The 14,322-nt window shown below is 46.1% G+C and carries 12 protein-coding genes and 1 other RNA gene; 8 read left to right on the plus strand and 5 right to left on the minus strand.

Annotation, left to right across the window (positions count from 1 at the left end; translation table 11 throughout):
- Window positions 1-184 precede the first annotated feature (184 nt).
- The gene (locus BCT11_RS17660; protein ID WP_102388866.1) at window positions 185-1,450 is read left to right on the plus strand and encodes an erythromycin esterase family protein; all 1,266 of its coding nucleotides are present in this window, start codon (window positions 185-187) and stop codon (window positions 1,448-1,450) included.
- Between the two features lie 54 nt (window positions 1,451-1,504).
- Here the strand turns inward: BCT11_RS17660 and BCT11_RS17665 are convergent, their stop codons facing one another.
- Window positions 1,505-1,807 carry an RnfH family protein gene (locus BCT11_RS17665; RefSeq protein ID WP_038868778.1) on the minus strand — a complete coding sequence of 101 codons (303 nt, stop codon included), beginning with the start codon at window positions 1,805-1,807 and terminating at the stop codon, window positions 1,505-1,507.
- Window positions 1,797-2,240, minus strand: a complete 444-nt coding sequence (locus BCT11_RS17670; RefSeq protein WP_005424743.1) for an SRPBCC family protein — start codon at window positions 2,238-2,240, stop codon at window positions 1,797-1,799. The genes BCT11_RS17665 and BCT11_RS17670 overlap by 11 nt, the downstream gene beginning before the upstream one ends.
- Before the next feature lie 119 nt (window positions 2,241-2,359).
- Here BCT11_RS17670 and smpB point away from each other — a divergent pair, with 119 nt between their 5' ends.
- From smpB to BCT11_RS17700, 6 genes are all read left to right on the plus strand, one after another.
- Entirely contained in the window at window positions 2,360-2,845 is a 486-nt protein-coding gene (gene smpB / locus BCT11_RS17675) for an SsrA-binding protein SmpB (RefSeq protein ID WP_038868779.1), read from the plus strand.
- A 66-nt stretch (window positions 2,846-2,911) separates the two neighbouring features.
- Window positions 2,912-3,278: a transfer-messenger RNA gene (gene ssrA / locus BCT11_RS17680) on the plus strand.
- A gap of 138 nt (window positions 3,279-3,416) precedes the next feature.
- Complete coding sequence (locus BCT11_RS17685) at window positions 3,417-4,310, plus strand: LysR family transcriptional regulator (RefSeq protein ID WP_102388867.1); 894 nt, start codon at window positions 3,417-3,419, stop codon at window positions 4,308-4,310.
- 99 nt (window positions 4,311-4,409) lie between these two features.
- Window positions 4,410-6,452: an FUSC family protein gene (locus tag BCT11_RS17690; RefSeq protein WP_102388868.1), complete on the plus strand. Its 2,043-nt coding sequence runs from the start codon at window positions 4,410-4,412 to the stop codon at window positions 6,450-6,452.
- A 145-nt stretch (window positions 6,453-6,597) separates the two neighbouring features.
- Window positions 6,598-7,173, plus strand: a complete 576-nt coding sequence (locus BCT11_RS17695; protein WP_198593964.1) for a DedA family protein — start codon at window positions 6,598-6,600, stop codon at window positions 7,171-7,173.
- A 179-nt stretch (window positions 7,174-7,352) separates the two neighbouring features.
- On the plus strand, window positions 7,353-8,720 hold the full coding sequence (locus BCT11_RS17700) for a Na+/H+ antiporter NhaC family protein (protein ID WP_198593963.1): 1,368 nt from the start codon (window positions 7,353-7,355) through the stop codon (window positions 8,718-8,720).
- A gap of 48 nt (window positions 8,721-8,768) precedes the next feature.
- Here the strand turns inward: BCT11_RS17700 and BCT11_RS17705 are convergent, their stop codons facing one another.
- The 3 genes from BCT11_RS17705 to BCT11_RS17715 form a co-directional block, all read right to left on the minus strand.
- Window positions 8,769-9,605: a 3-keto-5-aminohexanoate cleavage protein gene (locus BCT11_RS17705; protein WP_102388871.1), complete on the minus strand. Its 837-nt coding sequence runs from the start codon at window positions 9,603-9,605 to the stop codon at window positions 8,769-8,771.
- On the minus strand, window positions 9,599-10,927 hold the full coding sequence (locus BCT11_RS17710) for an aspartate aminotransferase family protein (protein WP_102388872.1): 1,329 nt from the start codon (window positions 10,925-10,927) through the stop codon (window positions 9,599-9,601). Before BCT11_RS17710 ends, BCT11_RS17705 begins: the two co-directional genes overlap by 7 nt.
- A gap of 207 nt (window positions 10,928-11,134) precedes the next feature.
- Complete coding sequence (locus BCT11_RS17715) at window positions 11,135-12,403, minus strand: O-acetylhomoserine aminocarboxypropyltransferase/cysteine synthase (RefSeq protein ID WP_102388873.1); 1,269 nt, start codon at window positions 12,401-12,403, stop codon at window positions 11,135-11,137.
- 247 nt (window positions 12,404-12,650) lie between these two features.
- Between BCT11_RS17715 and BCT11_RS17720 the strand changes: the two genes are divergently transcribed.
- Window positions 12,651-14,321, plus strand: coding sequence for an amidohydrolase (locus BCT11_RS17720; RefSeq protein WP_102388874.1), 1,671 nt, complete (start codon window positions 12,651-12,653; stop codon window positions 14,319-14,321).
- The last annotated feature ends 1 nt before the right edge of the window (window position 14,322 follow it).

The following is a 14,322-nucleotide window of genomic DNA, read 5'->3' on the forward strand; positions in this document are numbered from 1 at the left end:
AAGCCGCGATGAACCTTTTTTATTGCTTCCATAACCCCATAAACCCAATCACAAACTATCTCGTTATTTGTTCTCTTACTCATTGGAATATTTGAATAAACTCGCAGATCATTTTCACGTTAGTTTTCTATGCAACTAAGCACACCTATTCTGAGTGTAGAATTTTTCATGTAGGAACACGAAAATGAAAGCACTATCATGCGGTTTGCTTGCCTTATCTTCTCTAGCTCTGCTTGGATGTGGTGAGGACGATAACCAAGAACAAATCCACATAACATCTCACATAAAAAGCTTGGAGTTTAACCACACGGATAACTCCGACTTGGAGGCCGTAAAACAAGCTGTCGCTGGAAAATCATTCATTGGTTTAGGAGAAGCAACGCATGGTGGTGCGCAAGGCTTTAAAGCCAAGTCGCGAATAACCAAATACCTGCATCAAGAAGGTGAAATAGATGTACTCGCCATGGAAAGTGGACTGTATGACGGCCTTCGCCTTTGGCAGAGGTTAATGGATGGAGAAGTGACCGATGTTCGAGATGCCATGCTGTACTCCTTCATGTTCTTGTACGCTGAAACCCCTGAGATTTACCCACTCTATGAATACGTAGAACAGCAAGCGTTTACCGACACACCACTGTATTTGGTTGCTTTTGATGGTAGACATAGTAGCGATCCAGCTTGTAGCCTCATGCTGCCGGAGATGCAAACCTTCGTCGAAAAATATCAACTCATCAACCTTGATTGGCAAAGTTTTATCGCCAATGGCGAAGCCATGATGTGCCCTTGGTATTTCGATAAGCCAGATAACAGCGCACAACAAGCCTTTATCAACCAACTGGCTTCACTCAACTCCGTAATGTCTCAAATGAAAGCCGAACAATACCTTCCTCCACTCACAGAGCGCCAAGATTTTCGTGAGTATGCGACTTTTTGGTTACAGATAGTCAAAAGCATGCAAGCCCACGTTCAAAGCCGTTGGTTTGACACCTACAATCCAGATGAGATCATACAAGCGGACAACTTGCGCTGGTTACAAAAAGAATGGTTACCACAAAAAAGTATTTTGGCGTGGGGACATAACGTCCACATCAGCAGTTATGTTGGTGCTTGGCCAGACAGCACAGGGGCATTTTGGCACTTAAAACAGCAAGTAAACCCTAATGAGGTATATAGCTTAATCCATGCTTTTGAAGACGGTTACATTACACCAATGGAATCAGACCCTGAGTTACGTGCTATCCCTCATTTCGCAACAAATAAGCTGGGAAGTGTCGAGAAACTCTTAGCAAAAAATGGCGTCGAGAATGCGTTCATAAAAATGGAAGATATCGCAAACTTAACGTACCCAAATAGCATCATTAAGCAGCCAATCAACTACGCTACAGAACTGGCCGACGGCATCATCTACACCAGAACAGAAACACCAAGCTCTATTGACTCTCCAAGATAGCACCTTAAAACAAAAAACCTCCCATTTGGGAGGTTTTTCAGCTGTCCATAAGCGTTACTTAGCTGCTTTTGCTTGCTCTGCACGTTTACGGCGAATTTCTTTTGGATCGGCCAATAACGGTCGGTATATCTCGATACGATCTTTATCACGGATAGTTGCATCTAAACGAACATTTCGACTGTATACGCCGACTTTATTCTTTTTCAAATCAACTTCAGGGTACAGTTCCAGAACACCAGATTGACGAATGATCTCTTCAACTGTCGCTTGTTTGTTCACAACTAGATTAAACACACGTTGTTCTTGAGGAAGCGCATACACCACCTCAACGTGAATCATGTCCGACTCAATACTCATAACACTCGTACACCTGTTTCGCACGTTTAGTAAAAGCGTTCACCATATTACTGGTTAGCTCATTAAATATTTTGCCGAAAGCCATTTCGATCATTTTGCTCGAAAACTCAAACTCAAGCTTTAGTTCTACTTTACACGCTTGCTCATCCAAAGCAGTGAAGATCCAACCACCACGCAGCGTCTTAAAGGGACCATCCACCAAGTTCATCATAATAGCCTGACCTGGAATGAGTTCATTTGAAGTTGTGAACGTTTTGCTGATACCCGCTTTCGCAACATCGACAGAAGCCACCATACCCTCGCCCGAAGACTCAATGATTCGTGAACCTGAACAACCAGGTAGAAACTCAGGATACTTCGAAACATCATTGACCAGATCGAACATTTGCTCTGCACTAAAAGACACCAAAGCAGAACGGCTGATTTGCTTCATACACACTCCTATCGATACGCGTACATGTTTTAAGGCTTGTGCCAATTTTACTTTTATTCCACGATAGCGCAAATAAAAGGATTTCCTAACGTATATCCAACCCGTATAATGAGCCCATTATGGTAAAGAAAAAATCAAAGCAAAAAGCGGGTAGCAACACTATCGCGCTGAATAAAAAAGCTCGCCACGAATACTTCATTGACGATGAAATTGAAGCCGGCTTGGAGCTACAAGGCTGGGAAGTGAAAGCCCTTCGCCAAGGAAAAGCTAATATCGCCGAAAGCTATGTTTTCATGCGTGACGGTGAGGCTTTTGTGAGCGGAATGACCATCACTCCTCTTAATCAAGCATCAACTCACGTTGTCGCAAACCCTACACGTGTGCGTAAACTATTGATGAGTCGTCGTGAACTCGACAACCTTCTTGGTCGCATTAACCGTGAAGGTATGACGCTAGCAGCACTGTCACTGTACTGGTCTCGCTCTTGGGTGAAGATCAAAATCGGTGTTGCAAAAGGTAAAAAGCTTCACGACAAACGTACTGATATGAAAGAAAAAGATTGGGCTCGCGATAAAGCACGTATCATGAAGAGTAACTTGCGTTAATCTTGAGCACTTAAACGCACAGAGCTAGACAAGGAAAGCTTTTCTGGTACTATGCGGATAACACTTGGGGCTGATTTAGGATTCGACAGGAATTTTGAAGTCTGAGGTGCATGCCGTGGGGCGGTTGGCCACGTAAAAAGCCGCAAAAAAATAGTCGCAAACGACGAAAACTACGCACTAGCAGCTTAATAACCTGCTTAGAGCTCTCTTACCCTAGCTTCCGCTCGTAAGACGGGGACCAATAAGAGATCAAACCCAAACTAGCTAGCGTGGCTTCTCCCACCTGAGAGGAAAAGCGCGAATTATAATTCAGGTTAGCCTTTAACTAGCGTGTCGGTTCGCAGGTTGCTGGTGAAATTAAAGATCGACTAAGCATGTAGTACCAATGATGAATGATTTTTGGACGCGGGTTCAACTCCCGCCAGCTCCACCAAACGTTTGGAAAGGGCCAACTCGAAAGGGTTGGCCCTTTTTGTATCTGCAATTTGTATCTCCCCCTCAACTCATCGCTTTGATTCCTAGCCAAAATCTCTTAGTCTGTGGTTAAGCATTCATCAATGGACATGAGATCATGCTAAAAGGCAGTGAATACCCTTCTATTCGTGCACTTCGAACCTTTGTTGCGGTTGCTAACCATCTGAGTTTTTCTAAAGCGGCAGAGAGTTTGTGCGTAACTCAAGGTGCAGTGAGCAAACAGATTGCGACGTTAGAGCAACTGGTTGGGCTGCCTTTAATTCAACGTGGTATCAACGGTATTGAGCTCACCGAAGAAGGAAAACGTTACTTACCCAAGGTAACTGAAGCGTTGGAGATCATCCAACATGCGACGGCAAGCTTGATCCAAACGGACACAGAGCAAGAATTATTGGTAGTCGATGTTACGCCTTCTTTCGCCAGTTTGTGGTTGGTGCCAAACATTGATGCATTCCATCAAATCCATCCTGATATCCGCGTTAAAGTTCGCACCAGTGATGGTCCAATAAATCAGTTAGATGTAGACAGTGACATCACCATCCGCTGCCTTCCTCTCTCCAGTCACTACGAACATGGTCGATTGTTGCGTCAAGAAACGTTGCTGCTAACGGGGTCATCAAGTTCTTCAACGTGTAACGACAAACAATCCATTACGGATTTCGCTTTTATTCCTCAAACGACACGCCCGCAGTTGTGGGAGCAGTTCAAACTAGAACAATCTCTGCAAAGCGCGATTCATTATCACCCTGTCGGTCATGAGCATTTCTATCTTTCTTATGAAGCAGTAAAGCTTGGCAAAGGGCTTGCCCTCCTGCCTGATTTTATGGTGCAGCAGGCGATGTCGAGAGATGAGGTCTACCATATCCAACAATTGAGTATGCAGAGCCATTATGGCTATTACGTGTTTGTGCCGAACTATCGACTGGCGGCGCGAAAAGTCTCGCTGTTCAATGATTGGCTATTTACTCAGCTTGGAGAAGGCATCGGTTAGATAACGACTCCGCTTCAATTTTTCAAACTGTGGTTGAAGCCAGCACATCTAAAGATATTCGCGTTACACTGAAGGTGTTGCCAACTGTAATGAGGGTTTATGACGTTATCTCCTGCCTTTCTGCGTAAAATCTGGTACTCCCCTTCTGTCAACCTTGGTTTGCGTGCCACCAGCGCGATTGTCCTGTTCATGGGATTGGGTGTGCTATTCAACCAACTCAATCTCGCCATGACAGCTTTAATGACCATGCCTGCAGCATTGATCAGTGGTTTAGACACTGCCGGTCCTAGACGCTGGACACGCTTTGCGATTACCGCTTTCACGTGGAGCATTACGCTCGTCATTAGTTATGCTCTGCTGAATATGGGCTTACCACTGTGGCTGACTTACGGCGCGATGGGAGCAGTATTGGCGAGTACAGCAGTGAATGGTCCGTTTTGGGGACGTCTTGGCATGTCGAGCTTACTGATCGCGGTCGTGAGCTTGTCGCTACATAATTCCAGTGCGGTACTTGGTCTCTATCCTATGTTGGTGTTGGGACCATTAACTTTTGCGCTATTCAGTTGGCTTTGGTTTGCCTTATGGAAGCATTACGCGCTGCGCGTTTGTCTTTCTGCGATTTACGAGACGCTAGCGGACTACATTCAATATCGCCAAGCTTTCTTACTTGGAAGCGAAAGCGATGCTCCGAAACGACGCATCAAATATCAGTTGATTGAACTGTTTCAGCAAGCCCTGCAATCAGAATCTTTTCGCTCTAAACATGAAGACGCCAACTCATTACGTCAGGCTCTGTTTTTGGCGCTCGATACGTTTGAAGTCATCTTGAGCAGCCACACCAGTAACCCAGATCTTCTCAAGCAATTTCAATCCAGTAAACCGAAGCGTGACCTGCTCTTGGTTTGGAGCCAACACTGCCAGCAAAGATTAAGACACAAAGCCAAGCAGCTTTTGCATAACACGCATGAAGAGATGGAACATTTGAGCTCACTAGAGCAGGAAGCCCATGATTTGATTGAGGCGGTAAAGCTAGAAGACCAACCTCGCTTTCGCTACTGGGCATACGCGGTCAAGCATATTTCTCGTCGTATTGAGCTCAATGAACCCGCTTATGAACGTTCCTTAGAGGTGCAACCATTCGAACTGTCTTTCCGTTTACCAAGTCGAGGCAACCCGATTTGGCGCCACGTGACTCGCGTTGGTTTGATGTTTGCTCTTGGTGCTGGGATTGCCGAATACTTTGAATTGATTCGCCCTGATTGGGTGTTGATTTCAATGTTGATGGTAATTCAACCAAGCTTCTTGGCAACCCGAAGTAAAACTTGGCAACGCTGTTTAGGTACGGCGCTTGGGGTATTGTTCGCCACCTCCTTGATTCATATTGGCGTACCGACGACCATCATGTTTGTGTTGATCGCAGTTCTATTACCCGTCGCAATGCTCAATATTATGCGTCATTACTCACTGGCGATTGGCTGTATTACCGCACTGTTGATTTTGGTTTATCAGACTATGGCGCACCAAGGGCTCGACTTTGCTGCCCCGCGCTTGATCGACAATGTCGTCGGTGGTGCGATTGTCTTGCTCGGTTATGGCTTATTGTGGCCGCAATGGCGAGGCAAAGAGATTCACACCCAAGCATTAAAAGCGCTCGATAGTTCAAAAAGCTTATTTGTGTATTGCTATGAGCAGTTACAAGTCAACACAGGGCAACGTGATCACATGGCACTCACTAAGCAACGTGCCGCTATGCTCACTGCTGAAAGCGACCTTGAACTGATTTACAACGAGATGCAGCAAGAACCAAGGCACACTCGCGCCGATCCGCATTATTATGAAGATATGTTGAGCCATTATCGCTTGTTGAGTCACTACCTCTGCTTGCTGATCCCTCTAGTGAGAACGGGCACCCATTATCAAGGCTCACCGCAAGTCGAACGCCTGATTCATGATGCGATTGATGCGTTGATCAGTACGATTCGTGACAATCGCGTGCATGAGCTGCCAGCACTGAGCAATAAAACCGATGCCAATCATCCCTCCTCGACCACAGGACAGCGCTCTGTCGAAGAGATCATCTGGTTAGCATTGATGACGATTAAGCAAATGCACGACTTAGTAAGGCGTAACCTAAAAGACTAAATACGCACCACTATTATCAACGGCGTGTCAGATTTTACTGACAGAGAACAACGTCGATTGACCAAGCTAACTAACAGGAGTATCACTCCAGCTTCGTTCCACTTTTGTTAGAGGAAAGCGTTTGGAACACATAAATGAATTATTGATGGCGATGAAGCCGCTGCTTGAGCAATATGGCTATCTCGCCCTTATCGTCAGCATCTTTCTTGAAGGCATTGGTATTCCGATGCCGGGGCAATCACTGATGATTGCAGCGTCTATCATCTCATCTGAGCATGTCATGAACCTTAGCCTAGTGATGATCGTCTCTTGGTTGAGTTGCTTTTTTGGCAACACGTGCGGCTACCTGATTGGCTATTACTTTGAAGGTTGGTTAGACAAGAAAGGCTATATTTCTGGCCCTAAAATGCAGAAGCTACAAAGTACGATTCAGAAGTATGGTCCTGCTTGCTTGATTGTTAGCCGCTTCGTGGAAGGAATGAAGCAGTTTATGCCGCTTGCTTGCGGTATTGCTAAGATGCCGCGCAAAGAGTTCTTATTAGGTAACGCGCTTGCAACCACCATTTGGGTTGCCGTGTTCAGTTTGCTCACCAACTTCGCGTTTGAGCATTTAAGCGTCCTCAGCCAGTTCTATACCGATCATCGCTACGTGGTTTGGTCTAGTGCAGCACTGCTGTTCTCGCTGATGATCTTCGCGCTTCTCAAACGAAAAAAAGCGTAAATGCTCTAAAACAATATAATTCCACAAAGGCTCACGGTATCAATAAGATATGTTATGTGAGCCTTTTTTATTGGTCTTTTCCATTTAAAATAACCAGCCATTTAGACGTCTAGACGTTGACAAGTTTTTAGTGTCCGATTAGTCTGCTCGCCTTATTTGTTGATTATGTTGTCGTTCACATGTCTGGTTCTAAAAATTCTAATAAAGCAATCGCACCATCAGCGGTCGCACTTTTACCTTTAGTACTATTCCTTGCGCTGTTTATTGGCGTGGGCACTTACTTGTCTCTGCAAGGGGTAGATTTCGCGTTCTACCAACTGCCAGCACCTATCGCGGTATTGCCTGCGGTGATCCTTGCGCTCATCCTTAGCAAAGACAAGCTCAATCGTTCTATCGAACATTTTATGCGTGGCGTTGGTCATCAAGACATCATCGCGATGTGTATGATCTATCTACTTGCCGGTGCCTTTGCAGCGGTTGCAAAAGCGTCTGGCGGTGTGGATGCGACTGTTAACCTTGGCCTTTCTGCGATTCCAACCAGCATGATCTTGCCGGGTATCTTCCTGATTTCTGCATTTATCGCGACAGCGATGGGCACCTCAATGGGCACCATCGCAGCAGTTGCGCCTGTTGCTCTGGGCATTGCTCAATCGGCAGGTATGAGCCTTCCACTAACGGCAGGCGTAGTGCTAAGCGGCGCAATGTTTGGTGATAACCTTTCGATCATCTCGGACACCACCATTGCGGCAACACGCTCTCAAGGCTGTGAGATGAAAGACAAATTCAAAGAAAACATCCGTATCGCACTGCCAGCAGCACTGGTTGCGCTTGTTATCTTCGCCTTCAACAGCACAGCGACTCAAGTACCAGAAACCGGTTCTATTGAGTGGTTGAAAGTACTTCCTTACATAACGATTCTTATCCTTGCGGTATCAGGCATTAACGTGTTTGTCGTACTGACTATTGGTATCGTTTTAGCGGGCGGTGTGAGCTTGTCTTCTATCGAAGATTACGGTCTAACAAACTTCGCACAAGACATCTACTCAGGATTTGGCAACATGCAAGAGATCTTCTTGCTGTCCATGCTGATTGGCGGTTTGAGTGAGCTTATGCGTCGCCAAGGTGGTCTCGCGTTTCTGACTAACCTAGTGAGCGGCATCATCCGTACGTTTGGTTCTAGCCACTCGAAAGAAGCAAATGGTCGTGCAAGCGAACTAGGTATTGCTGGTCTGGTTTCGATGGTGAATACCTGTACCGCTAACAACACCGTTGCCATCATCGTATCAGGTAGCGTGGCTCGCCAACTGGCAGAAGAGAACAACGTTTCACCGCGTCGCTCTGCAAGTTTGTTGGATATCTTCTCGTGTGTTATCCAAGGTGTATTGCCATACGGTGCACAGGTTCTGCTATTGGGCTCGGTATTTAACCTTTCTCCGCTAGAAGTAGTGGCGAACTCTTACTACTGTTTTGCTCTGGCAATTGCCGCTGTCGTAGCAGTATTTATCAAGCACCCAGCGCGCCAGACAGTGGCTCAGGCTGAAAGCTAAAAATACATTTGAAGAAGGCTCCGATTGGAGCCTTTTTTGTATCTGTTGCTAAATGGATTCTCGAAAATTTTCCGCATCATGCAGCGGCACGCCGAGCAATTCACTGATCTCTTTTAATCGCAGCACTTGCTCTGCATTGCTTTTCGCGGGCTGACCATCTGCACTTAAATGGTTGTTCTCAAAGCCTACCCGAACATCTAATCCCAGCAGCATCGCATGAGTTAAACAGTCTTGCTCTTTCGCGCCAAACGCACACACGGCGCACTTAACGTTTTCCTCGAGGAAACGCTCTAAATGCAGTGCCCGTAAATCCCATGGCGAAGATTGTTGAGCCTCATGATATCGACCAAGAACCACTAACGCGTGTTGGTTGTGCTTAGGTAAAACGCCTCGATCTCGTAGAGAGAAATAGCGTTCGATGTCTGCCGGATCATACAAAATGATTTGACTGAGAATCCCCTGAGCAGCGACCCAATCAAAAAAGACAAAAGCTTGCTCTTCACTCCGCTCATCAGGAATCAGTTCACGCAAAGCAAAAGAAGCGGCTTCTGGCTTTACCGCTTTGACCAGCGCCATTTGCTGCTGTGGCGAATACATACCAACAGCCTCAGTCGTGAGTTGAACAATCATCGAATCTCCAACCGCAGCTTTCACCGCGCGGTAGATTTCTAAGTTATCATCAACCTCTAGAGAATGCCTGCCTTGCGCATCTCTCGCGTGCAAATGGATCATGGCAGACCCTGCCATTTGGCATGCTTTCGCCTCGGCAACCATTTCTTCAATAGTCATCGGTAATTGAGCATGGTCTTGCTTGGTTTTTCTCGCTCCATTGGGCGCAACAATAATCGCGATTCCAGCTCTTTCAGTTGGGGAATTTATTACCATGTTTGCGACACCTCTCTGAGTGTACGAGTGAGTTTTTCCACCAGCTCATCAATGTGGCTTCGTTCGATGATAAAAGGTGGTGCAAGAAGGATATGATGCCCATTTACACCATCAATCGTGCCGCCCATTGGGTAGCACATCAGTCCATTTGCCATCGCTTGTTGTTTGATCTTTTTGTCTGCCAAAGTTGAATTAGACAGCGGTGTTTTACTCACTTTATCTGCCACAAGCTCAATGCCAAGAAACAGCCCTTTACCACGAATATCCCCAACATACGGGAAGCCTGACAGCGCCAATTCGAGCTCTCTTTTTAACATCGCCCCTTGTTGATTCACGGCTTGCAGGAGCTTTTGAGCACCGATGGTCTGAATGGTCGCAACGGCGGCTGCACATGCGACGGGATGTGCCATAAAGGTATGCCCATGCTGAAAAAAACCACTGCCAGACGCGATCGCTTGATAGACTCTATCGTTGGCAACAACGGCTCCGATAGGTTGATAACCCGCCCCTAACCCTTTCGCCATGCAGACTAAATCCGGGACGGCTTGATCTTGTTCAAAAGCAAAAAAGCTACCGCTGCGCCCAACGCCACACATCACCTCATCCATGATCAGCAACACATCATAGCGATCGCAAATCTCTCGTATTCGTTTGAAGTAACCTTGAGTGGCAGGTACTGCACCAGCTGTTGCGCCAACAATCGGCTCTGCAACAAACGCCATAACGTTATCCGCGCCCAGTTCTAAAATCTTAGCTTCAAGCTCATTGGCGGCTCTCAGTGAATAATCGAGTTCTGACTCATCTTCTCTTTGATAACGATAGGCATAACACGGCGCAATATGATGGCTTGGGTGCAAGATGGGTTTAAAAGGCTCACGCCGCCATTCATTACCACCAACAGCCAACGCACCAAGTGTATTACCGTGGTAGCTTTGTTGGCGGGCAATAAACTGCTTTTTCTCAGGTTTGCCACATTCCACAAAATATTGCCTTGCCATCTTTAGCGCAGATTCAACCGCTTCAGAGCCCCCACTGACTAAGTAGACATGATTAAATTGCGATGGCATCTGCTGGCAAATCAACTCAGCCAGCTGCTCACTTGCTTCGCTAGTAAAAAAGCCCGTGTGAGCAAAAGGCACTTTTTCGATTTGGTCGAGCATGGCTTGTTTAACAGCTTGGTGGCTATGCCCAAGGTTTGAAACAGCAGCACCGCCGCAAGCATCGAGGTATTGGTTGCCTTGATTATCGAACAGGTAAACCCCTTCCCCTCTGGCGATAGTGGGCAATTTGGCGTGGCAATGACGGTGAAACACGTAAGACATGAGCGCCCCTTCCTAGTGGCTATTTTCTATGCATAGTCAGTAAGATGAGACTTATACGCAAGGTAAGAAAAGTACACCATCATGAGCATTTGGAATACCGTAATCCAAATAATAAAAAATCATTATAAATAAGTATGTTATAGAAATAAGGCCAGCTTTTAGTAAGGCTGGCCTATGGGTAACCCAAAGCTCTGTTAGAAAGTATAATTACGCGTTCAGCGCTTGTTCTAAATCAGCCAGAATATCATCGATATGTTCAATGCCGACAGACAAACGAATCATCTCCGGAGAAACGCCCGCTTGCTTTTGCTCCACCTCACTCAACTGTCGGTGTGTAGTTGATGCAGGATGACAAGCAAGCGACTTCGCATCACCAATGTTCACCAGTCGCTTGAATATCTTAAGCGCATCGTAAAAACGTACACCCGCCTCGTAACCATCTTTCAACCCAAACGACAATATCGCCGACGGCTTACCTTGCATGTATTTCTCAGCCAACGGATAGAACTCAGAGTCAGGCAAGCCTGCGTAACTTACCCAACTCACTTTATCGTGTTGGCTTAAATATTCCGCAACTTTGAGTGCATTTTCGGTGTGTCTCTCCATACGCAGCGACAGCGTTTCCAGCCCCTGCATCAACATAAACGCATTCATTGGTGACAAGGCTGAACCGGTATTACGCAAAGGAACGGTACGAGCACGGCCAATAAACGCTGCCTCTCCAAATGCCTCGGTATAAACCACGCCGTGGTAAGAAGGCTCAGGCTGATTAAATACTGGGAAACGATCTTTGTACTGCGCCCAAGGAAACTTGCCCGAATCAATGATGATGCCACCTAATGTCGTACCGTGACCACCCACATACTTAGTCAGTGAATGAACCACGATATCAGCACCAAATTCGATTGGCTTACATAGCACAGGAGTTGCGACTGTATTGTCGACAATCACAGGCACGCCCTGCGCATGAGCCAGCTCAGTAACACGTTCAAGATCGATGATATTGCCAGCCGGATTACCGATGCTTTCACAGTAAACCGCTTTGGTATTCTCATCGATAAGCTCAGCGAGACTTCCAGGTTTGTCATCCTTGGCAAAACGTACCTCAATACCTTGGTTCGGCAACATATGCGCAAATAAAGTGTAGGTGCCACCGTATAGCTGAGGAGTAGAAACGATGTTATCGCCGGCTTGCGCAAGCGTGAGAATGGCGTAGTTAATTGCCGCACTGCCTGCACTAACAACCAAACCTGCAATACCGCCTTCTAGTGCTGCCATACGCTTTTCCAACACATCATTGGTTGGGTTCATAATTCGAGTGTAAATGTTTCCCGGAACTTCGAGGTTAAACAGGTCTGCGCCATGTTGAGCATTATCAAACTCATACGCGACGGTCTGGTAAATCGGTGTCGCAACAGATTTGGTTGTTGGGTCTGTTTCGTAGCCAAAATGGATCGAGAGTGTTTCGTCTTTCATGCATCTTCCCTGAACTATTGAGTGAATGGTTATTCTTTTATATTGCCGATTTTTTCAGCAAAGAAAAGCGTCCTAAGTCACACAACTTTTGCGACTTTAATCCCTCACTGATCAAGCTTCGGCTAACAGATTTAGCACGCATATTCCCTATTTACCTGATCGGGCTTATAAATCCATGCAACATTGCACACACTGCAACAGATATGCACTAGATTGATTAAAGTCAACATCAGAACGGAGTCTTTATATGAAATCAACGTGTATTCCTATCGCCCTTTCAAGCCTTATACTTACGGGATGCTTTTCTGAAGAAACGAAACAAACAGAAGCCGTTGCAGAACCAATCAAAGTGACCGCTGCCGATAAGATCTATTTTGGTGGCGACATCCTCACAATGGCAGGAGACACCCCAGAGTACGCCGAAGCAATTGCAACAGTGGGTGAAAAAATTATCTACGTAGGCAACAAAAAAGGCGCGATGGAACATCAGTTTGGTAAAACCCAACTGGTTGATTTAAAAGGCAAGGCTTTACTTCCTGGCTTTGTTGATCCACACAGCCATGTTTATGGTGTCGGCTTGCAGGCAATGGTGGCAAATGTTCTACCTTCTCCTGATGGTCAAGCAGACACTGTGGATGAAATTGTGGCAATTCTAAAATCCGCTGGACAAGACGATAAACAACGCCTGTTCATTGAGAAAACCGGCTGGATACTAGGGTTTGGTTACGACGATGCACAACTAGATCGCTACCCAACCAAAGCCGATTTAGACAAAGTCAGTACCGAAAAACCAGTGATGATCATTCATACGTCCGGACACTTGAGTGTCGCGAACAGTAAAGCGCTTGAATTAGCAGGCATCACAGCGGAATCTCAAGATCCTCAGGGTGGCATCATTCGTCGAATGGAGGGCAGCCAAGAACCAAACGGGGTATTAGAAGAAAATGCGCACTTTGCTATGCTCTTCGGTCTCACTAAGGTTATAGACCTTGAACTGCAAGACATGATGCTCGAAGCCGCTCAGAAGATGTATGCCGAATATGGTTATACAACGGCTCAGGAGGGGCGCGCTACTATCGAAGGTTATGAAGCGATGAAACGAGCCTCCAAAGACGGCAAATTGATCATCGATTTGGTTGCTTACGCCGATATGGTTTCAAGCAGTGAATTTATGAACTCGGAATACAACTCGCCAAACTACACAAATCACTTCCGTATTGGTGGTGTTAAACTCAATTTTGATGGTTCCCCGCAAGGTAAAACAGCATGGCTAACGCAACCATATTTCCACCCACCTCATGGACAAGCAAAAGATTATGCAGGGTATCCAACATTTAAAGATGAACAAGCTTATCAATACGTTGAAACCGCTTTTAAAAATAATTGGCAGGTGCTAACCCACTCAAATGGTGATGCCGCAATAGAACAATTCATTGACGCTGTCGCGAAAGCCAACGAAAAGTTAGGCAAAAAAGACCGACGCCCAGTACTGATACACGGGCAAACCATTCGCCAAGATCAAATTGACCGCTTAGCTGAACTTGGGATATTCCCATCTCTCTTCCCAATGCACACGTTCTATTGGGGAGATTGGCACGCTGAATCCGTTCTTGGCCACCCACGAGCGGACTTTATATCACCAACAAAAGCGGTACGTGAAGCCGGTTTGATGTTCAGTACTCATCATGATGCCCCTGTTGCTCTACCAAGCTCATTCCGAGTATTAGATGCAACTGTCAACCGAACCACCCGAACAGCTGAAGTCTTGGGACCTGATCAAAGGGTAAATACCTACACGGCGCTGCAAGCCATGACAATTTGGCCCGCTTATCAGCATTTTGAAGAAACGAAGAAAGGCAGTTTAGAGGTAGGCAAGAACGCCGACTTGATCATCTTAGATAACCTGAACTCGGGATAAA

The sequence above is a fragment of the Vibrio sp. 10N.222.52.B12 genome (assembly GCF_002875385.1).
In the GTDB taxonomy this organism is placed as follows: Bacteria; Pseudomonadota; Gammaproteobacteria; order Enterobacterales; family Vibrionaceae; genus Vibrio; species Vibrio jasicida.